This window comes from Streptomyces sp. NPDC031274, assembly GCF_055570235.1.
In genome coordinates this window covers 76,365-97,150 of sequence record NZ_JBVIHP010000030.1, presented here as the reverse complement: position 1 = coordinate 97,150, position 20,786 = coordinate 76,365, and the positions used below count along the sequence as shown (strand labels likewise).

Annotated in this window: 16 protein-coding genes and 5 pseudogenes; 10 read left to right on the top strand and 11 right to left on the bottom strand. The window is 66.1% G+C overall.

Going from position 1 to position 20,786, the window contains the following annotated elements:
- Positions 1–45 precede the first annotated feature (45 nt).
- Positions 46–279, top strand: a complete 234-nt coding sequence (locus tag ACZ5CR_RS36330; protein ID WP_468865645.1) for a hypothetical protein — start codon at positions 46–48, stop codon at positions 277–279.
- 36 nt (positions 280–315) lie between these two features.
- Positions 316–504 (top strand): hypothetical protein, encoded by a 189-nt coding sequence (locus ACZ5CR_RS36325; protein ID WP_468865643.1) that lies wholly within the window; start codon positions 316–318, stop codon positions 502–504.
- A gap of 343 nt (positions 505–847) precedes the next feature.
- Here the strand turns inward: ACZ5CR_RS36325 and ACZ5CR_RS36320 are convergent, their stop codons facing one another.
- A complete protein-coding gene (locus tag ACZ5CR_RS36320) occupies positions 848–1,624 on the bottom strand; it encodes an IS4 family transposase (RefSeq protein WP_468865700.1) in 777 nt (258 codons plus the stop codon).
- Between the two features lie 24 nt (positions 1,625–1,648).
- Between ACZ5CR_RS36320 and ACZ5CR_RS36315 the strand changes: the two are divergent.
- Positions 1,649–1,822 (top strand): annotated as a pseudogene (locus ACZ5CR_RS36315) (transposase); the annotation flags it as partial.
- An 80-nt stretch (positions 1,823–1,902) separates the two neighbouring features.
- Here ACZ5CR_RS36315 and ACZ5CR_RS36310 read toward each other — a convergent pair.
- Entirely contained in the window at positions 1,903–2,331 is a 429-nt protein-coding gene (locus tag ACZ5CR_RS36310; protein ID WP_468865640.1) for an LGFP repeat-containing protein, read from the bottom strand.
- Between the two features lie 105 nt (positions 2,332–2,436).
- Between ACZ5CR_RS36310 and ACZ5CR_RS36305 the strand changes: the two are divergent.
- Positions 2,437–2,895, top strand: a pseudogene (locus ACZ5CR_RS36305) (transposase); the annotation flags it as partial.
- Here ACZ5CR_RS36305 and ACZ5CR_RS36300 read toward each other — a convergent pair.
- The 8 genes and pseudogenes from ACZ5CR_RS36300 to ACZ5CR_RS36265 all read right to left on the bottom strand — a co-directional run.
- Positions 2,860–3,058, bottom strand: a pseudogene (locus tag ACZ5CR_RS36300) (SAM-dependent methyltransferase); the annotation flags it as partial. The pseudogenes ACZ5CR_RS36305 and ACZ5CR_RS36300 overlap by 36 nt on opposite strands.
- Positions 3,059–3,177: 119 nt before the next feature.
- Complete coding sequence (locus ACZ5CR_RS36295) at positions 3,178–4,797, bottom strand: ferredoxin (RefSeq protein ID WP_468865638.1); 1,620 nt, start codon at positions 4,795–4,797, stop codon at positions 3,178–3,180.
- Positions 4,798–5,133: 336 nt separating this feature from the next.
- On the bottom strand, positions 5,134–5,709 hold the full coding sequence (locus ACZ5CR_RS36290; protein WP_468865635.1) for a hypothetical protein: 576 nt from the start codon (positions 5,707–5,709) through the stop codon (positions 5,134–5,136).
- Positions 5,710–6,610: 901 nt separating this feature from the next.
- On the bottom strand, positions 6,611–7,195 hold the full coding sequence (locus tag ACZ5CR_RS36285) for a helix-turn-helix domain-containing protein (protein WP_468865634.1): 585 nt from the start codon (positions 7,193–7,195) through the stop codon (positions 6,611–6,613).
- 131 nt (positions 7,196–7,326) lie between these two features.
- Complete coding sequence (locus ACZ5CR_RS36280; protein WP_468865631.1) at positions 7,327–7,971, bottom strand: hypothetical protein; 645 nt, start codon at positions 7,969–7,971, stop codon at positions 7,327–7,329.
- Between the two features lie 234 nt (positions 7,972–8,205).
- On the bottom strand, positions 8,206–9,873 hold the full coding sequence (locus tag ACZ5CR_RS36275; protein WP_468865630.1) for a beta-N-acetylhexosaminidase: 1,668 nt from the start codon (positions 9,871–9,873) through the stop codon (positions 8,206–8,208).
- A 20-nt stretch (positions 9,874–9,893) separates the two neighbouring features.
- Complete coding sequence (locus tag ACZ5CR_RS36270; RefSeq protein ID WP_468865628.1) at positions 9,894–10,910, bottom strand: hydroxyacid dehydrogenase; 1,017 nt, start codon at positions 10,908–10,910, stop codon at positions 9,894–9,896.
- A gap of 14 nt (positions 10,911–10,924) precedes the next feature.
- Positions 10,925–12,074: pseudogene (locus tag ACZ5CR_RS36265) on the bottom strand (alginate lyase family protein); the annotation flags it as partial.
- 245 nt (positions 12,075–12,319) lie between these two features.
- On the opposite strand from ACZ5CR_RS36265, the gene ACZ5CR_RS36260 reads away from it, so the two are divergent.
- The 6 genes and pseudogenes from ACZ5CR_RS36260 to ACZ5CR_RS36235 all read left to right on the top strand — a co-directional run bounded on the left by ACZ5CR_RS36260 (position 12,320) and on the right by ACZ5CR_RS36235 (position 18,451).
- Positions 12,320–12,487 carry a hypothetical protein gene (locus ACZ5CR_RS36260; RefSeq protein ID WP_468865625.1) on the top strand — a complete coding sequence of 56 codons (168 nt, stop codon included), beginning with the start codon at positions 12,320–12,322 and terminating at the stop codon, positions 12,485–12,487.
- 6 nt (positions 12,488–12,493) lie between these two features.
- The gene (locus ACZ5CR_RS36255) at positions 12,494–13,735 is read left to right on the top strand and encodes a TIM barrel protein (RefSeq protein ID WP_468865623.1); all 1,242 of its coding nucleotides are present in this window, start codon (positions 12,494–12,496) and stop codon (positions 13,733–13,735) included.
- An 85-nt stretch (positions 13,736–13,820) separates the two neighbouring features.
- On the top strand, positions 13,821–15,485 hold the full coding sequence (locus tag ACZ5CR_RS36250; RefSeq protein WP_468865622.1) for an extracellular solute-binding protein: 1,665 nt from the start codon (positions 13,821–13,823) through the stop codon (positions 15,483–15,485).
- Between the two features lie 77 nt (positions 15,486–15,562).
- A complete protein-coding gene (locus tag ACZ5CR_RS36245; RefSeq protein ID WP_468865620.1) occupies positions 15,563–16,609 on the top strand; it encodes a LacI family DNA-binding transcriptional regulator in 1,047 nt (348 codons plus the stop codon).
- 34 nt (positions 16,610–16,643) lie between these two features.
- Positions 16,644–17,123: pseudogene (locus tag ACZ5CR_RS36240) on the top strand (transposase); the annotation flags it as partial.
- Positions 17,124–17,572: 449 nt separating this feature from the next.
- Complete coding sequence (locus tag ACZ5CR_RS36235) at positions 17,573–18,451, top strand: hypothetical protein (protein WP_468865617.1); 879 nt, start codon at positions 17,573–17,575, stop codon at positions 18,449–18,451.
- A gap of 935 nt (positions 18,452–19,386) precedes the next feature.
- On the opposite strand, the gene ACZ5CR_RS36230 is transcribed toward ACZ5CR_RS36235, so the two are convergent.
- The gene (locus ACZ5CR_RS36230) at positions 19,387–20,673 is read right to left on the bottom strand and encodes a phospholipase D-like domain-containing protein (RefSeq protein ID WP_468865615.1); all 1,287 of its coding nucleotides are present in this window, start codon (positions 20,671–20,673) and stop codon (positions 19,387–19,389) included.
- Between the last annotated feature and the right edge of the window lie 113 nt (positions 20,674–20,786).

Here is a 20,786-nt window from a genome sequence, read left to right as displayed (position 1 = left end):
CCTCCCTGGACAGGACGCCGCCCCCAGGGGCGGGAGCAAGCGGTGATGCTGTGGCGGCAGGTCCTGGCCGCGCTCAACGACCACACCTTCGGCGATGCGGAGCGCGAGGCCACTATGGCCCTCGGGTGCGCCGCCCAGCTCGCGATCCGCCGCGCACCCGAGGGCCAGCAGCCCAACCCCGAGGCGGCGCTGGATGTGGCGTTCAAAGAGTTCGCCCTGCTCCTGAACGCCGACCAGGCCCGCACCGCCCTCCGTGAAGTCCGCCGCGCCCGTGGGTAACCCCGACGCCGCGGGCGGCGTTGAAGAGGCGTGACCATGAGGATGCGGCTCACGCCCGTCATCGGCGTGCAGCGAAGCAGGGGTGAAACGGTGCCTCGCCCCGAGCTGGAACCGATCTTCACCGAGCTCGCCGCACGGTGGGAGAGCGATGGCCGGGCCGTGCCCGGCCGGGCGGATGAGGAGTGGACGACCCTCGCCCGCCGCCACCCCTGGCCGACGCGCTGACCACTCGGTGCGGGCACCGCCCCCACCACCCCTGCACCACCCCAACCCGGGCTGCAGTTGAACTATCACAATTACCGTTTTCGTAGTCCCGCAACGGGGCTACCGGCCTTGGGGGTTGGCATGGCTACCTCCCCTTGTCGAGTGCATGGCAATACCGTTGCATTAGTGGTCGTGCCACCGGTGGTTCAGCGTGACGACGACCGGTAGGCGACGACGGCTGGAGGGTTCGTCGAGGGCTTTGCTGCCGTACCCGGTGATACATGACCGGATCTTGCGCGGGCAGTCACGGGACCGGCGGCGAGGCAGAAGACTTCGTCCGATCTCGGTAAGGCCGAGGTGCCGGTCACGTCTGCGGGCGGAGGGGGGAAAAGCCGCTCGGCGAGATCACCGTGCGGCGGATGACATGCAGGGCCCGGATGAACGAGGTCCGCTCGGCGGTGCTGTGGTGCATCCGGGCCGCCTCGTCCAACAGGTCCCGGGTGGCATGGTGCACGATCAGGTGCGCGTAGATCTCCTGCTGCACCCCGTCGGGTGTCTGCGATCTGAGCACTGGTCTGCCGCGTTGGTGAGTCTTGATCTCGTCGAAGACCAACTCGATCTCCCAGCGCCGGGCGTAGAGGACGGCAAGTTCTTCGGCGGGGTACTTCTCATGGTCGGTCAGGCTGGTGATCAGCCGGACGATGTCGACCTGTCCGTCGACGCGGTACTCAATCACCCGCACCAGGGCCGGCGGAGCCTTGATGGTTCCGGTCGCTTTGCTGTGCTTGTTCGCCTCGATCCGGGCCAGGTAGCTGCCGTCGGGCAGGACGTCCTGGACCCGGCGGGCCTTCCGCCGTTCGATCCGCCACAGCAGATGAGTGCCTTGCTCCCGCAGTCGGTGCCAACGAGCCAAGCCCCACAAGCCACGGTCGGCCAGCAGCAGTGTGCCCTTCCCGACGTGGGCGTCCAACGCGTCGGAGACGATGCGCTCGGGCTCCTTGAACCCGCCGACCACGGCGTCGAGCACCGCGTGGGACGAGCACTCGGCCACCGCGACAACTCGGGCTTGGGGATAGCCCATCGGGCTGCGCTGTGAGCCCGACTTGCCGAACGCGTTGTTGTTCGCCGCGGAGTCGGGCACCGCCAGGAGTGTCCCGTCCAGGGCCCCAGCCTGCTGGAGCGTCGGCGCCGCATCGACCAGGCCCTCTACGCCGTGATCATGGAGGCATACGTGCACGGCGTCTCCACCCGCAGTGTCGATGACCTGGTCAAAGCCCTCGGCGGGGACAGCGGCATCTCCAAGTCCGAGGTCTCCCGGATCTGCCAGGCGCTGGACGAGCCAAGGAGCCGTATCAGTTCAGACTGGGACAGGGTCATCGTGCACTCCTCGTGGTTGAACTGGGCGTTCACCAAGAAGAGTTAAGCGATGGCCCGCCCCTGTTCAGGGAGCGGAACCCGCCCGCGGAAGTGCGCCCCGGGCAGACGCCCGCGCACACCCGGCCCCTGATCCCGTACACCACAAAAGGGGACGCCACCCTCCCACAGCTGACCGATCCGGCCGCCTACCGCGTGCGCCCCGTTCGACTTCGTGGGGTGCCAGTAGTACGTCCCGCCCTGGAACTGCTGCCGTACACCCTGGCCGTCCGGGTTCCTCAGCTCGTCGCTGACCGGATACCCGAGCTCGCCCCTCTCCCGGCCCTGATTCGCCCAGCTGTCACGGATCGCCCCCCACACCGGGTGCGCACCCGTCGAAGCCGTCCAGTAGATCGAGCCGCCGTGGAAATGCGTAAACGCACCCCGTCCGTCCGGCGTCGTGGGACAGCCCAGCGGAGAGTTCTGGCCGCCCATCTCCTTGTACTTTTCCAGATCCGCGCAGCCCGCAGCAATACGAGCGAAGCCGGATGGGCGAGTCCGGAGACAATTGGCCTTCTACGGGCGGAGCCTGCCATCACGATGCGCGCCGGCACCACGACGCTCTTCGCAGCGCTCGATGTGGCCACCGGCACCGTGATCGGTTCTCTCCACCGCCGACACCGGACCGGGGAGTTCAAGAAGTTCCTGACCAATCTGGACCGGGAGATCCCGCCGGGCCTCGACGTGCACCTGGTCCTGACAACTACGCCACCCACGAGACTCAGGCGGACCTGGCTGATTGCCCACCCCCGCCTCCACCTGCACTTCACACCCACCGGATCATCCTGGCTCAACCTGGTGGAACGCTGGTTCGCAGAGCTCACGAACAAACAGATACGGCGAGGCGTCCACAGAAGCGTGCAGGCCCTGGAGAAGGGTATCCGGACCTGGATCGCCGACTGGAACACCAACCCCAGGCCATACACCTGGACGAAGACCGCCGACGACATCCTCGAACGCCTCGCCAGCTATCTGAAACGAATTCCTGACTCCCAACACAAGAAACAGACCGGGACCACAGCACAGGTCCAGCACCCGGGGCCCCGGCGGGAAGCGCAGCAGAGGCGATGTGGCCACCAGGTCTGCGGCGGTCTCCGCACGCCGAAGAGAACATGGCGGACGCGAAGTCGGACCACAGGGAGTCATCCTCATACCACTTCACAACGCTCGGCCTCCAGCTGGATCGTCTGCCCCTCCGGTCAACTTCTGCCACCAGTTTCGTTTCACGAGCCGGCCGTTTCCGGCGGGTGGTTCCCGGCCGTTGACACAGGGACACGGACTTCACTTCTGCCGGCGGAGGGTTCCGACGCCCCTCCAGATTCGGCGTATCGCTGCGAGCTGATTCACACGAGCCCGGGTCCGCATGGTCTCGTCCTCGATGCGCAGGGCGAGCGCAGGGCAGCGGCGTACGGCACGCCGGGCGCTGGCCTCCGCGTACCGGGGCACCGAGGCCTCCGCGACCGTGGGGAAACCGTCGGGGCCCAACTGGAAGATTTCCGGGACGATGATGGCGCACAACCCATGGCCGCGGCACAGCGTCCAGTCGACGTGGATCTTCTGTTGGCTGGGGCCCCTGTCGGCAGCGCCATGTCCGGAAGGTCCACCCGGGACGGCACTGTTCTTGGCGAGGGGGAGGACGCCCGCGACTGGGCGGCCGCAGCCGTTGCCCAGGACGTGGGCGGCGAGGTCGTCCGTGAACGCCTTGATGGTCGACTCCAGGAACATCGCGGAGCCGTCCGGGTGTTTGCACGCGCCGCGCCGCTTCACGGTGTTGGCGATCTGCTTGAGCGCTTCGAGGGCCGCTAGGCCACCGCCGTTGAGGACGTGCTCCAGGCCAAGTGCGGCGGCAGGCAGCCCGAGATAGCAGGGGCCGCACTGCCGTGTACTCTCCGCGGCCAGCCACTGGGCCACGCGCAGCGATTCGCCTAGCGGGCAGGTCTCCCGGCTGATGGGCAGGATGGCGCCCGCGCCGAGCGTGCCCCCGACGGCGTCCAGGGAGGCTCGCGAAATGATCGCTTCCTGGGCGGCGGCCGCGTCGAGCCACCTCCCGTGGTAGCCGCCGGTCAGCACGCCCTGGGGGTCCGGCGTGGCGCCGGCCATCTGCAGCACGTGGCGCAGTCGGACGCCGGTGGGGGTCTCGATCACTAAGGGGTGTGCGACGGCGCCGGAGATGGTGAGCATGACGGTGCCGGGTTCGTCACAAAGGCCGGTATTGCAGTATCGGTCGGGGCCGATGCGTGCTGCGATCGCCAGCTGGGCGAAGGTCTCGGCATTGGACAGCAGGGTGGGCGCGTTGCCGACACCCTGGTCGGAGGCCCTCACCTTTCGGCTGGTCGGCAGCGGGGGGCCACCGTTCGCGGAGCGGATCAGTGCCGAGGACTCGCCGGTCGCCATCCGCACCGGATTGCGCTGCACGCGCACGCGGAGGGCCGATCCGGGGCGGTTGTTCAGCCCGCGTTCGGCCAGCGCCGCTTCCATTGAGGTCTGGGTGGAGTCGCGGGTCACGCAGATGATCAGGGTGCGGGCCCCCAGGACTTCGACGGCCAGCAGGGCCCCGTCCAGGATGAGGTGCGGGGCTCGGTTGATGAGCACCGTGTCCTTGCGACAGGCAGGTTCGTCCTCGCTTCCGTTGACGACGACCACAGGGCGAATCCCTTTGCGGATAGCGGACTCGGCGACCGCGCGCAGCTTCTTGGCGAAGGGGAAGCCGGCGCCGCCACGGCCCTTCAGGGATATCGCTTCGGCGAGCGCCGAGAGCTGTCCGCCGCCCATTGGTTTGATTGGTCCGTGCACCCTGAGATGCATCGGGAGGTCGAGCCGTTCGACGAGGTCGAAGCCCAACGTGAGTTGCGGAAGTCCGACGACGCGGACTTCGGGGACGTCGGGCAGGGCCTCGTTCACCTAGAGCCTCCGGAAGGGGCGTTCCATGATCTACCGCGGCCAGGAGCGTCGAGGGCGCTCGGGAGCGCGTCATTCGCGGGACGGCTTTCGTACGTGTGACTGGTGTTGTACGTGCCGTGGAAAGGGCTTACGGGGCTCCCCATCCGATCCATTGTCCGTTCCCCGCCGAACGCAGGGGAAATCAGTTCCTCGGCAGCTGGTCCTTTGCCAGGCACTCACACACGACGATGGCATGAAGCAGTGCGTCGCCTGCGGTTACTGAAGTTGTTGAACTTGAATTCGGGTTATCGTGGCGTGGTTAATGATTCGAGGGGCGGCAGCATACGGAATGCCGCTTCACGAGAGCGCGCCGAATACCACGTCTGCCCAACTGGCTATAATTCGACCTATGTCAGACGTCGGTAACTCGTTGCGTCCTATAGTCAAACCGATCGCGAAGCCTGTACTGACCATAGCAACCTTTGCCGTCAGGTTCAGTGCTCCACGGGCGAGCTGCGTATCATGAGGGGAAGGTGCGAATTCTCCCAGTTGGAGAAATGGTGGATCCACCAGCGGAACTGGGGTAGCAGCCTTGAGAGTTAAATAGCCGCCCGCAGGCCACCAACCTAGTAGTTGCCGCGGTATCTGTGCCGTCAGACGTGCATCAAGGTGAAGCAGATCCTCATATATTGTTTTGCACTTGGCACAAATGTAAGCGTGCTCCAATTCGCCGGAATCCGGGAACTCCGGATAGTGGGCAACTAATTGCTCAACCGCATTCCGGCAGTCTCGACGCTGCAGTCGCTCCAAGTACAGAGCTGCTCTCAGTTGGCGAAATTCCTTCAAAGCCGCAGCGAGAGCATTTTCAACCGATGCCTGAGGGATCCCCGTCACCTCGGACGCGAAATGGTTATCTTCCTGCTCTGGAAGCATGTGCCAGAGTAGACGGCATACGTGGTTGGGGAGACGGTGCCAGACAAGCGCTAACTGCGCGTCCTCCTCCATTAGCCAGCTGGCCCCCGATTCGATCCACTTGCGGAATTTTGGTGAAGCCGTATCGATCTCACTGACACACCGCTTAACCGCAATGGATCGCACGCTATCCAGAAGTTGGAGCCTTAGGCAGCCCGCGAACCTGTGATCAGAAAAGTAGGCTTCTGAGCGAATCCGATGCAGTAGCTCGGCGAAAGTGTCGTCTGCTATCTGGTGTGCATTCAGGGACGTGCGCACACACCCGGCCGCATAAGCATAAACGGCGGGATAATGGCGCTTATACAAAAGGAGGAAAGCTGCAGTATCCCCCTCTCGCACCTCCCAGGAAAGGTCCGCGTCGGGTGCCGCTTCAGGTGTCGTCCCAAAAAATGAATGCATTGTCTCGCCTCCAGAGTGGGGTTGCTGACAGGCGCATTTTCGGTAATCGTCCGAGGTCCGGTAGATATCTCGGTGGGAATTAGTGTTCGCCTCATTATGTCGCATTGATGTCGCCGCGACCTCGGTTTTATTCTCATCCGATGAAAAGCAGCTAGAGCCGAAGCGGGATTGACCTTGTGAGGGCGGCCAAATGATGATCGGACTGGCCTGCGCAGGAGGCCGCCGATCAGGCCGGATGAATGGTGGATGTTCCTGAGCCTGCGCCGAGCGCCCTGGTGACGAGATGGTCGATGCGGGTGTCGGCAAGGTTGCCGGATGCCCACGCTCAAGGCATATGCGGCTCAACACTGCGAACCGTGCGAGCCTATGTCCAGCGCCCGGTCGCCCCCTCCGCAACAGGCAAGTGAGTCAATTTCGACCGTATTTCGCTTTGCCTGCCATGTTTACCCGGTAGCCTGCTGCTCTACAATCCAGAATCGGCTCCATGATCGCGTTGTTCGAGTAGTTCACGGCCTTTGAGTGCCAGCATGATTTCGAGTCGAGCACGCGGTTTATCCAATACTGGTCCAAACAAATCCTCGATCCGCCGCTTGCGGTAGTGGAGGGTTTGGACGTGGATGTTGAGCGACCTTGCGGCTGTCGAGGAATTGACGCTTCCAAAGAGGGCTAATAGCGTTTTCGCCATCCAGCGGCGCTGTGTGGGAGAGAGCCCGGCTAGCGGCCTGAGCCATCGAGCCGCCATGGCGCGGATAAGGAAGTCGTCCTGTTGAACAAGGAGTTCGGTCAGGTTATCGCTTACATGGACGACTCCGGGACTCCCACCGGCGGTCAGTTCCAGAAGCCGGCAGGCCCACACGAGCGACCGCCCGGCATCGCGACGCATGACCACTGGACCAACTGCGACGTTGCGGCCGGCTAATGCTGACAGGGCTCCAGGCAATAGTTCCGGGTTGGGCAGTAGGAGGCATGTGGTGTCGAGCTGCACCCCGATGATGATGCCGGGAGGAAGTTTCGGGAGTCCGTGGAACTTTCCAGTGACGGCGACCACCTGAACAGTTTCGGGCAATGGCCACCGAGCCGCCGAAGCCAGCTCGGCGAGTGCCGTGCTATCACTTGAATCGCTCAGAAGGGCCGCGAAGAGCCTCTTGAATATGCGGCTGCTGTCATTCCCACTCGCGTTCACAATGCCATCCGACTGCTAGGGGTTCTATCAGGAACAGGTATCCAAAAATCGTACGAGCGGGCTAGGAGTTCCAGGCTGACGGTGTAATCGCCCTGAGCCTCCTTTAGCTGGACGGTCGGCGTCAGCACCAGGCTCGGCCTCCTACCACTCCTGGTGCGCTCTTCGATCCCCTTGATGCGATAGTGATCGATGTCATCCACCTCATGCTGACGGGACGCGGTCGGCTGCTCCCGCAGTGACTTGTCCACGGCGCCCAGCACATCGTGCAGAGCCTGACCGGTGACACTGGGACGGCGGCGAGGCTGCCGCGATATCAGCGTTGTGCGGATCAAATCGGGCAGCGCACCCCGGTCCGCCCACGCGGCATCCGACGCCGGCACACCTTCCGCAGCCAGATGGAGCCAGTCCGGCCAGCCGTACTGCTCCAGATAGCGGGGGTTGACGCCCTCGAGACGGGCAATCGCCCGCTGCGCCGCCAATTCCGGCGCGGCCTCGCCTCTCTCCCAGCGGTACACCTTCGCCCGACCGGCGGCCATCCGACCTCGGCCCGGGTTGAGCTCGGCGTGGACGCGCGCAATCCCCTGCGCGTATTCCTCGGGCCTCAGGCTCCTCTTGAGCCGCAGCTGTTTTAGCGGGTTCATGGGTTTGTCCTATTGATATGCCGCAGGGCGGCGGTCGGCATTGTGCAATCAGGAGGTGCCCAGCAGAGCGGGTGCAGCCACCTCCGTGGACAGCCCGGCCAGACGAGGGCGCCATGCCATAAATGAAGGGTGTTCTGCCATCTGCTTCTTTCCCCGGCTGTCATTGCGGTTCTGTCCCCCGTCTGTCCCCGGATGCTGTCCGCCTCGATGAGCGAGCACGACGCACGGAAGGTGTCAGCAAGGTGGCGCGGGACAGGGCCGGTGAACTGCTGGTTGTGTGTCAGCCAGGCCCAGATGCCAAGGTCGAGCGCGGTCATGCCAGTCCATGGGGGGGGCGAGCAGTTCCGTGAGGGTGCACGGACTGCCCTTGGCGTCCGGGCGGGTTTGCCACGGGTGGGGTCCGGTCAGCGGCCGGTACTCGACGCCGAGCGCGTCCAGACGGTCGAGATGGGAGGCCAGTCGGCGAAGGAAATCGGGGTACGACCGTTCCGCGGTGGTCCACATCGCCTCGGCGAATGCGGTCAGGCGTGGGAAGGCCAGATAGTCGAGGGCGCGGGGTGAATCAGCCGGTTCTGTCCACAGGTTGGCCTGGCTGCCGAGCACGTGTGATGCCTGGTCCGGGGTCAGCTCCGCGGGTACCGGATCAAAACCGTAGACGTCCTCCAGGGTGATTACGCAGCCCACAGGAACCGGTTCATCGGGATCCGGGGACTGCCGGAAGTCCAGGTAGAGGTGGCTGGCCGGGCAGGTGACGACGTCGTGACCGGCGCGGGCGGCGGCGACAGCCCCGGCCAGTCCGCGCCAGGACGCGATGGTGGCGCCGGGGGCGAGGCCGCCCTGCAGGATCTCGTCCCAGCCGTAGAGGACCCTGCCGTTTTCCGTGAGGTAGTCGTCGAACTGCCGGATGAACCAGCTCTGCAGTTCGTCCTCGTCCCGCAGGCCAAGATCATGCATGCGCCGCTGGACGCGGGGGCTCTCCCGCCACTGGTCCTTGTGGCATTCGTCGCCACCGACGCAGATGTATGTGCCGGGGAAGAGGTCAAGAACTTCGTCGAATACGTTGCGGAAGAATTCGAGGGTGGCGTCCTCGACGTTCAGAACGTGCAGGGACGGGCCCCACAGAGTGGCCACCTCCAACCGGGCATCGAGATTCCCGAGTTCCGGATACGCCGCGATCGCCGCCTGGGTGTGCCCGGGGATATCGACCTCGGGGACGACCGTGACGGCGCGCTCAGCCGCGTACGCCACGATCTCGCGTATGTCGTCCTGGGTGTAGAAGCCGCCGTGCGGCCGGCCGTCGGGCTCTCCCTGCCATGCCCCGACGGTGCTTTCGCGCCGCCAGGCCCCGACCTGGGTGAGCTTCGGGTATCGCTTGATCTCGATACGCCAGCCCTGGTCGTCCGTCAGGTGCAGATGCAGCACGTTGATCTTGTGCAGTGCCAAGAGGTCGATATAGCGCAGTAGCTCACGCTTCGGCAGGAAGTGCCGAGCGACATCGATCATGCAGCCGCGCCAGCCGAATCGCGGCCGGTCCTCGATCCGCAGACAGGGAACCGTCCACGGGTCGGTACCTGTGCCGGCTGCCCGGAACACGTCGGCCGGCAGCAGCTGCAGGAGAGTCTGGGCAGCGTAGAACGCTCCCGCGTGGTCACTTGCTTCGATGAGGATCCGGTCTTCCGCGATGCTGAGCTTGTACGTCTCCGGGGCCAGGGCGGGCTGCTCGGCGAAGTGGATCGTGCCCGGCTCTTCGCCGGGCAGACGGAAGCCGGTCGCGGAGGTGAGGCGGGTACGCAGCGTGGCTGCGGCCCGGGCCAGGACGGCGTCGGCCGACAGGGAAGTGTGCGGGCCGAGGGCGAAGTTGCCGCTTAGCGGGGTGAGCCGCGACGGCTGAGGGATGACCACGGATGACTTCCTTGAAAGTGTCAGGCCGAACGGGTCAGGTTTCCGGATTCCACGGGCTCCGCGAACGGCAGGCCGACTGCGTACCGTTCGAGCTCGCCGATGGCGGCGTGTGCCATCCGGGCGAGTTCCCTGCCTTGCGAGCCCGCGATGTGCGGGGTGAGCAGGACAGTGGGGAGATCGAAGAGGGGTGAGTCCGCCGGCAGGATGCCGGGCTCGGTCACATCGAGCACGGCGTCGATACGGCCTGTGACGAGCTCACGGGCCAGGGCCGCATGGTCCACCAAGGAGCCGCGTGCGGTGTTGATGAGCGTCGCCCCGTGCTTGAGGAGCGAGAGCACCTTCGCGTCGAACATGTGGTGGGCCTCGGGGAGCGCGGGCGCATGGATGGTCACGCCATCGCTGCGGCAGGCCAACTCCTCCAGATCTACCTGCTTCACCCCAAGCCCTTTGGCCTCAGCAGCCGTCAGATGGGGGTCGTACAGCAGGACATGAAAGTCGTACGGCCGCAGCAATGCGATGACGCGCCTACCGATCCGTGAGACGCCCACCACCCCCACCGTCGTGCGATAGTTCCCGGCCCTCCGGAAGAGGCGCTGCAAGTCCGGCTGTCTGCGCACCGCCCGGTACTCCTGCGCGCTGCGCAGCACCCGCTTGCCGGAGAAGAGAATCGCGGCCACGGTGTACTCGGCCACCGGCAGCGCATTGGCCGCAGCCGCGCTCGACACGAGGATCCCGCGCTCCCAACAGGCCTCGGTGACGTGCCCTTTGACCGAAGCGGCCGCGTGCACGATCGCGCGCAGTTCCGGCATGCGCCGCAGAGCAGCGGCGTCGATGGGAGGACATTCCCAGCAGGTGAACAACACCTCGGCCCTGGTCAGGGCCTCGGCGTGCCGTGGGTCTACGAAGTCGGTGACGATCAAGTCGGGTTCGACGTTCGCGATGGTGGTGAGCCGGGTGAGCGCGACGTCGTCCAGTACGGCGGAGTGCACAGTCTCGCCCATGGCGAGCAGGGTGTGCGGGCGCCGGCGCGGGATCATCGGCGAGTCCTTTCTCAGTGGGGATTGCCGGCGTGGGTGAGGGTCTCCCAGCCGTAGAAGAGGCTGGCGCCGGAGGGGCGTTGCTGTTCCGTGTAGGCCCTCGAGTTGGGCAGGTCCATGCCGAGCCGGTTGTGCAGATGGTTGTAGGCGACTTCCGTCACTCCGAGCTGCGCGTACTTGAAGCTGCCGCCGCACAGCGAGGACGGCACGGGAACGCCGCCGACCAGATACTGGGCGTGGAAGCCGAGCACATGGCGCAGCCGGTCCTTGATCTCGCCGTAGAGGTCGACGTCCTGGTGCCAGGCGGTCTCCGCGGTGTGGGCCAGGGCCGAGATGCCGTAGCCGGTGTGCTCCAGGTCCCGGCAGGTTTCCTGGGCGAGGCCGTTGGTGAAGGTCGACTGGCCGTTCCAGGCTGCGACGATCTCCTCTTTCGTGTCGTAGCCGGCGCCTGCGCGCGTCCTGGGCAGGGCGCCGTCGCTGCTGAGATAGATGTACGCGGGCACGTGATCGCGGAAGCGGGCCACGGCCTGGTCGAAGGCGGTGCGGTCCTCGAGGAAGACCGCGATGCCGATCTGGGCGTCGGTCATGCTCAGTTCCCAGTTCCCAGTTGCCCGCACCGGTCAGTGCCGCCTCGGCGACTTTCGGCTGAAACGCGGTGCGCAGCATGGTGGAGAAGCGGTTGATGCCGGTGGAGGACCAGCCGGCGACGGTGTGGTGGATGATCTCGGCCGCGCGGGCGAAGGAGGCGCCGCTCCAGCCGGCCTGGAGCCTGGAGTTGGAGTTGGTGTGGGCGGTGAGCACCGCGGACCAGGCGTCCAGGATCTGGATCGCCTTCTGCGCATGCCGGGTGTCCTTCGTGACGTCCCAGGCCAGCGCACGCGTGTACGCGGCCAGCGCGTCCTTCCACTCGTCGGTACAGCCGATGTTGGGGTTGGAGTACGGACCGCACTCAACGACCGGTACCGGCTTGGGGGTCCATGAGGGCGAGGCGTAACTGCTCGCCATCATCGAGTCGTACGCGCTCTTCCGCGGCTGAGCTCCCGCGTTGACCTTGGTTCGGACGAAGTCCAGCTGGCCCCGGCTCATCAGGACGCCCGGGTGCTGGAAGGTGGCCGGGGCAGCCGATACGGGTTTCGGCTTCCGCTTGTCGGGGCTGCTCGCGGCGGAGGGTCACCGATGGTGCGCAGCGGGATCAACAGGATCGCGGCGACGAGTGCCGACAGGCTGCGTCTTTGCGGTCCGGGCATCGTTCTCCTCCAGGGAGGGGCGGTGCGCATGCACCGCGGCGGAGTGGGATGAAGCCATCGGGGCGACAGTGTGATCGGCGTGCATCACGAACGTCAATGCTTCTACCTGAAACGGTTCCACTTCGCTGACCCGTTGTCTGGATAGGTAGTTAGATTCTGTTCATGCTTCACCTTGCCGTTGTGATGGAACCGGTTCAGGCTCTCGTTGAGCAGCTGACCGTCCGGAAGCTCCCAGGTGAGGAAGCCACTGTGAAGTTCGCCGTGTTCACTGCCAGCACGCCCGAGTGGCCCCCCGCACAGGCGGCCGAGGAGATCGCCGCCGCCGGGTAAGACGGGGTGGAAAGGCGCGTCGGCGACCAGCCCCCTGCCCCGGACGACGCCGACGTGCGGCAGCACAACCGCGCGACCTGGCCGCTGACCGGTCTGTCCGAACTGGTACCGCAGATCGCGGAGATCACCCGGCGGAACGATCTCGAGATCCCGGCCCTCGGCAGCTATGTCGGCTGCGGGGACTTCGGGCACGTCGACTCGCTCATGCGCGCCGCCCGCCTACTCGATGTCGGCCAGGTGCGGATCGTGCAGCGAGGCTACGACCCCACGCAGAGGTATCAAGACCAGTGGGCCCGGTGCCGTACCGAATTTCGCGAGGTGGCCCAACTCGCGTCGCACCACCGGGTACGGGCCCTGTTGGAGATCCACCACGGCTATCTCGCATCCAGCCCCGCCGCCGCGTCGGCGTTCCTCGCCGGCCTCGACCCCGCTGACGTGGGCGTCATCCACGATCAGGGCAACATGGTCTTCGAAGGCTGGACGCGCTACCGCAAAGGCCTCGAGGAACTCGGTGACCACCTCGCCCATGTGCACCTCAAGAACGGAGCCTGGGTCCAAGACGGCCGCCGCGAAGACGGCCGCACACGCTGGAGAGGGGCGTCGGCCGGCGTGACCGTCTTCGGAACCCTCGCCAGCCTGGTCTCCACCGTGCTCCTCGCCTATGCGCTGGCCAGGCCGGGCGTGGTGGGCGGCAAGCCGGTGATGCTCATGGTCCTGTTCACGTTCCTCTTCCCCCCCCCCGGCATGATCCCCAGCTTCCTGGTGGTCGACAGCCTCCAACTGCGCAACACCTACTGGTCCCTGGTCCTGCCCGTCCTCATCAGCGCCTTCAACCTCGTGGTCGTACGCGGCTTCTTCCAGGGCATCCCGGAAGAGCTGTACGAGTCGGCCCGCCTGGACGGCGCCGGTGAACTGCGCATCCTGTTCACCATCGTGCTGCCGCTGTCCAAGGCCGTGATCGCCGTGGTCGGCCTGTTCTACGCCGTCACGTACTGGAACGACTTCTTCCGCGCCGTGCTCTACCTGGACGACCAGAGCATGTGGCCGCTGCAGACGGTGATGCGCCAGTACGTCAACCAGGGCGCGAGCCTTGATTCCGGCTCCAGCGTCGACGCCGAGGTGCTGCACGCCCCGCAGACCATGCGGATGGCCGTTGTCGTCATCGCCACCGTCCCGATCCTGTGCCTCTACCCCTTCATCCAGCGGTACTTCACCAAGGGCGTACTGACCGGCGCCATCAAGAGCTAGCGCTGTTCGCCCTTCTTGGTGGCCCTCCTCACCGGCCTCATCACGGCTTCTCCACGCACCTCTTCACGAGTTAGGAACCTCCCCTGTGAACTCAGACCTCTCGCGCAGATCCCTGCTTCAAATGATCGGCGTCGGCACCGTACTCGCCACTACAGGAGCCACCCTGACCGGCTGCTCCTCCAGCGGCAGCTCGGGCGGCAACGTCGGAAACGCCGGTGCGAAGCTCGCGCCCTGGCCCACCCACATACCCTTTCCCGGGCCGAAGCCGGACCTCGCGCCGACCAAGGAAGGCGTGCAGGCCGGATATCTCACCTACCCGCAGGACTTGAAGAAGGCCGTTGCGGAGAAGCCGGGGGACGGCTCCAAGGTGACGGCCCTCATCCTCACCTATGGGCCGCCGCCCAAGTCCGCCGACCAGAACAGGATGTGGGCGGCCGTCAATGACATCCTCGGCATCGATCTCCAGATCACCGTCGTGCCGGAGGCGGACTACTCGGCGAAGATGGCCACCTTGATGGCCGGCGGCGACATGCCCGACATCATCAACATCGGTGGTGGGTTCAAGCTGCCCAACGAGGGCCAGTTCGTCCTCTCCGAATGCGCCGACCTCACCGAGCACCTGTCCGGCGACGCGATCGAGGACTATCCCAACCTCGCCAACATCGCGCGCTACGCGTGGACCGGCGTCGGCCGCTTCCACGGCAAGCTCTACGGCGTCCCGGTCGAGGGATCACGGTTCAGCCAGGGCCTGATGTGCAACCGGGAGAAGTTCGAGCAGGCAGGCATCTGGAGCGACCGGATCGGCGGACTCGAGGTCGCGGACTTCAGCAAATGTCTCAAGTCCCTCACCGGCAGTCGGAAGTGGGCCCTCGGCGCGGCCAACCTGGGTGGCTTCGGGATGAACACCCATATGCCCAACCACGGTGCGCCCAACGAATGGCGACTCGACGGCGACACGTTCCTGCCCGCGATCGCCTCCGAGGAGTACAGGGCCGCGCTCGAGCAGCTGGCCAAGTGGCGCAAGGCCGGCCTGTACTACCCGGACGCCCTGACCTCGACGCCGGTCGAGATGCAGACCCTGTTCGAGAACGGCACCACAGCCGCCTACTCGTCCGGCGTCATGAACCTCGTCCCCACCCTCGCCAAGGTCAAGGACCGCTTCACCGTCGGCTTCGACCGCCCCTACCGGCCGGCCATCAACGTGGAGCCGGCCCATTGGTTCGGCCCCGGCTACTTCGGCTACACCGTGCTGAAGAAGACCTCCCCGGACCGCATCAAGCTCCTGCTCCGCGTGCTCAACCTGCTCGCCTCGCCGTTCGGCACCAAGGAGTACGAGTTGATCAAGTACGGCGTGGAAGGCACCCACTTCACCCGGGGCGACGACGGCGGACCGGTCAGGACAAAGCTCGCCGAGGACGGCGAGAACGACACCTCACTGCCGCTGCGCTACATCTGTGGCCCGCCCCAGGTCCTGTACGCACCCGGCCAGTCCGGCGCCATTGAGCGAGTCCATGCCTACCAGCGGACGCTCGTACCGATCGGCGTGACCAACCCCGGTCTCGGCCTGCGCTCCAACACCGCCTCCACCAAGGAATCCGGCCTCAGGAAGCTGGTCGAAGACTCGGTGAACTCGGTGGTCTCCGGCCGCAAGAGCCTCTCCGACTGGGACTCGGTGGTCAAGGAGTGGAAGAACAAGGGCGGCGCGAAGATCGCCGAAGAGCTGGCCGCGGAGCGCGCGAGTGCCGAATAGCGCCTGTCGACGTGTGCGGATCGGTTCCGAGTAAGCTCGGCTGTAACCGTATCCAACCGGAGTTTCAGGGGGCTTGAGTGGCGAAACGGCCGACCATTCGGGATGTCGCGGAACGTGCCGGCGTGTCCGTGGGGACCGCGTCACGTGCACTGTCCTCCGAGGGATCGGTCTCCAACGAAAGCCGGGCCAAGGTACGGCGCGCCGCGCGGGACCTCGACTACGTCGTCAACGCCCATGCGCGTGCCCTGTCGGGCGCGACGGCCAAGTCCGTGGCCATCGTCGTACACGACGTGACCAGCGCGTTCTTCTCCCACATCGCGGCCGGGGTCGAGGCGGAGGCCAGGACGGCGAACCGGATCTGTCTGGTCTGTGCGACGGGCGGGGACGCGGAGCGCGAGCTCGAGGTCGTCAAGCTGATGCGGGAGCAGCACACCGAGGCGGTGATCCTGGTCGGTGGCGTCGTGGAGAGCGAGGCCTACCGTGAGCGGATGCGCCGCTATGCCCGCGGTCTCAGTGAAGCGGGCTCCCAGCTCGTGCTCTGTGCTCGCCCGTCCCTGGGCCCGGACGTGCCGGCGATCACCGTCGAGTACGACAACGAAGGCGGCGCCTATGCCGCCATCAGCCATCTCCTGGCCCAGGGGCACCGCCGCATCGCCATGCTCGCCGGGATCGTGGGCCTCTCCACCAACGAGCAGCGGATCAAGGGGTACGAGCGGGCACTGGCCGTCTACGGCCTCACACCCGATCCCGCTCTCATGGTCCGCGGACCGATGAGCCGAGACGCCGGATACGCCCTGGTCCGTGAACTCCTCACGTCGGGCCCGGAGTTCACCGCCGTCTTCGCATCCAACGACTGGTCGGCGGCAGGCGCCCTGCTCGCCCTGCGGGAAGCTGGCCTCCGGGTTCCCGACGACGTATCACTCATGGGGTACGACGATTCCCCGATCGCCCGTGACCTCTACCCCTCACTGACCACCGTGCATCTGCCGCTCGAGGAGCTGGGCCGCACGGCCGCGCGCCTCGCGCTGCAGCAGCGCAGCTTCGCCCCTGACAGCCAGCACGTGGTGCTCGGCACCCACATCGTCGTGCGGGACTCAGTGGCGCCCGCGAAGCGAAAGGCCTGAGAGTCAACAGCGGCGAGGCCCGCAGCTATTGGAGCGCGGCCATTTCCTGCGGAACGTCTTCGGCGTGATCGACCGGGACTCTGGGGAGATGGTCGCAGCGACGATCCGCACGATCTTCACCCAGCCCACCGCCGGCCTCGTGCGCACCCAACTGGACACCGTCGCAGACATGCTCGGGCAGCAGTTTCCCAAGGTCAAAGCAATGCTGTTGGAGGAGAAGGAGGATCTGACCGCGTTCGCGGACTTCCCGCCCAGGCACTGGAAGAAGATCCAGTCGACGAACCCGCTGGAGCGGGTGAACCGGGAGATCAAGCGCAGGATCGACGTCGTCCAGGTCTTTCCCAACGACGACACGCTGGTCCGGCTGGTCACCGCCGTGCTCTTCGAGATGCACGACGAATGGATCGCTTTCCCCCGCCGCTACCTCCCCGAAGGCAGCATGGCCGAGATCTACCGCGAGCATCCCGAAAGCGTCCCGGCGCTACCCAACACCGCGAACACGTCCGCCAGTTGATCCCCCACACCACTTCCCAGGACGCAACAGGGGTCTCCAGCCCTTTGGGGTTCTTTCTCGTCTGCCGTGGGCGGATCTGCCCTTCGATGGCGAAGCCAGTCGCTCAGTCATCCAATCGAGGCGGTTGGCAGCGAACCCAGCCGTTTCGGTTCTCTGCCAGTGAATCTAGTCGTGAGGGGTGAGCAGGCTGGGGGTGTTGTATGGCTGTACCAGCTGGGGCGACACCGAACAGCTCCGCCTGGCCCTGCGCGACTCCCGCGAGACGGCCGAGCGACTTTGCGGATCTGACAGCCCGACAGACGGAGCGGGGGAACGCTGAGCCGCCGCGGCGCGTCCGTTCACCCGGCCCGCAAAGAATCCGGCGAAGCGCCGTGGTCTGCGCCCCGGCGGCCCTACCGTGTACAGAACGGCGCTTCTCGTGCCGGGGCGGTGCCAAAGGGGGCTGGGCCATGTCCAAGGAAGAGTCCCCGCAGCGGTCCGCCCGGCCGCGCCGCCGCCCGATGGCGGTGGCGGTCGCCGTCGGCCTGGTGGTCGGCGCCGTGGGAGGCCTCGCCGCCCACCTGTGGTGGCCCGGCGAGAACGGCGGGTCCGAGCCATCCACCGCCGCACCGGCCGGTTCCCGGGCCGAGCCCGTCCGCTCCGCGATGCTGGGCCAGCGGCGGGTCGGTGTCGACGTCCAAGCCCGCGAGCTCGGTGCCCCCGACTCGTTCCACGGCCAGGCCCGCCTCGACCTGGTCGACGCCGGCACCGCGAAGGCAGCGACCCATGTCGCCTACGACGGGGGCGAGGGCCACCCCTGGTATCCGCCGGAGGTGGTGCTGATCGGCAACCGCGCCGCCATCACGCCCCACGAGGCGGTGGCCGGACCCGGGTCCGGCCCGGACGGCGAATACCGCACCGAGCCCGACGCGACCGCGGCAGCCAAGGACGACGTCGACCTCCACGCCGCCCTGGAGACCCGCTGGCTGGCCCAGCCCGCCCACATCGAGGCGCTCCTCGACGGCGCCACCGGCGTGCGCACCGAACAGGACGGCGGCACCCGCACCCTCACCGGCAGCACCCCGCTGCGCGCCCTGGCCGCCGACCCGGCCGTCGGCGCCCTCTACCGCCCCTACGCGACCGACCGCCCCGGCAGCACCGTCCGCTTCACCCTGGTCGTCACCGCGCGCGACTTGCCCAAGAGCCTGAAGACCCAAGTGCCTTCGGCGGCCGACACGGCGACCGGCGACGAGTCTTTCCAGGTGAAGTACCGCGACTGGGCCGAAGGCGAGCCGATCACCACCCGCCCCGGCCCCACACCCGCACCCCAGTGGACCGCCACCGACTGAGGCGGGCCGACTCGTGCGGCTGCGAGCCGCAAGAGCAGGACATCAGCTCGGCCGGGCAGCGGTTCTCGCGTGTGTCACCAACAGCGTCGACGCACCCGCACCACAAGGCCCCGACCAGGGCAACGGTCCCGGTCTGGACCACGTAGACGCCAGAAGACGCTCCGCCTACCTGTGCCATGTGGGACCGGATCGCGCCGTCGCCCAGAGTGGTCCGGTCCACGATCAACAGTGGGCCATCGCCGCCAGCCTTCCAGACTGCGCCCCGACTGCGGGAGGCCACGAAGCGCTCCAGAGATCCCGAACACCCGCCCCCACCTGACAACCAATCACCGACGCCTGAGCATCGCCCGGCAAGAAAGACCTCTAGCAGGCCATCGCGACGATCTCCTGCGTCCAGGACCACCGCATCGCAGCCACCCGCCCAGTAATCATCCCCAGGATTCGCCGGGTCAGCGGCCCCCAACACCTCTGCGGCCCGTCCAAGACGGCCATGCGCGCCGAGGTATCACGCGTCATCTCGCTCGCCGTCTGTCCCCCTACTACCAACCAAACCATCGCGGCACAACACGCCCCACTACCACCAAGATCCGGACCATACGCGGGCCAACTCCCCACATTGAACCCGTCGGACCGACATCCTTGCTGGTCAGAAGGCTGTACCACCTGTACCACCAGCAGACAAAGAACATTCTTTGTTCATACAGCGCTCAGAAACTTGGGTTCTTCTAGAGCCTCACGTGGGTTGCCTGAAGGAGGTGTTACCCGTTCAGGCACCCCACAGGGCGCAGCCGCTGTCCGCGTCCGGTCAGCAACCTTCCGGAACTGTTCGCCACGATTCTGCGCCCGCCCCCAGACAGGCCACGCACCAGCTGGGGCACCGCGTTGCGGTGCCCTCCGTGGTGGGTCAGTAACCGGCTAGCGGTGCCAGAGAATGCCTACTCTTGGATCTGCCTCGGATCGATCGGAATCTCGCGTGCCGTATTCTCGGCGCGCTCCTCGGCGCTCAACTGCCGCGCCACGGTCCCACAGCAGCGGTTGAACTGGTTCTGCCAGTCCGTCATGAACGTGTTGTAGCTGGACTGGCCGACCAGCTTCAGGTTCGACTCGTCGTTGTGCCAGACGCCGTTGCTCGTCCAGTTCGAGGAGCCGACGAACACAAGTCTGGAGTTGGACGCACCCGCGTAACCGCCGCTGACCATCATGTATTTGTCGTGCGTGTAGTGCAGAGCGTTGCCGTTCGCGTCGGTGCCGCGGGTGGTGTCGTGCACGCTGATGTTCGGCCGGTCCTTCAGGTAATTCTGCACGCTGCCATCAACCTGGCCGGCGGTGAAGAGTACGTGTATCTTCACGCCGGTTTTTGCCAGGCTCACCAGCTTCTTCGGCAGCTCCAGATAGTTCCGGTCGCCCGGCTGCCCGTGAGAGGTCCACTGGAACATGGCGATGTTGATCGTGGCCGGCGCCTTGATGTTGTTCAGGAAGTCGACCCAGGTGTCGCTTCTGGAGCGCGCCTTGGGCCACTGGTAGGAGGGTGGGGACAGTGTCCTGGCGGCCTGACCGCTGGTGGAGTTGTAGTAGTCGGGCACCAATGGGCCCGGGCCGTTGAGCGCCCCCTTGGCCATGGCTGTGAAGTAGCGGACGTAGGAGTTGTACAGGTCGACGTTGCCCTTGACGGTGACGCCACTGTTCCACGCGGTTTTGACCTGGGCGGAGGTGGGGTTGGCACTGCTGACGGTCACAGTCCTGTTCGCATCGCTCCCGCCGCTGAGCATGTAGTACTTCGCGTGCAGGGCGGAACCGGAGTAGTGGGTCAGGCAGCCGCCCGGGCACAGCGCGGCGAAGCTGGAGGCTCGCGGGTCGTTGCCCAACTCGGTGACCATCGACTGCCAGATCGCGTTGTCGCTGTGATAGTCCATCAGCGCCTTGACGATGACGCCACGTTGGTGTGCCGCGATCAGGGCGTTGGCGAAGTCCGGGCCCGGCTGCGTGCTGCCGATCGAGTACATGGCGACGCGTATGGTCTGCCCGCAACTGGCGCTGTTGATCGATTCGATGATCGGGCCCATGATGTTCATCTGGGCGTCGGCGTCCTCGGGGTCGCTGAAGTGAGGGCCCGGTTTTGAGGTGAACATCCGCGACTCGCAACTGAGCGGCTGCTTGGCCTTCTCGACCGCCGCGTGCGCCGTTGTGGGCGACAGAGCTGTGGCGACCAGCGCGGTGATCAACGTGAGCCTACGCTTCATGGACGGGCCTTTCGCATGGTTGCTTGTTGACGATGACGAGTCGGGGTGTTGCTGCGCTGATCGACCAATGAGTGGTCGCCGAGGTGAGCCTGTCC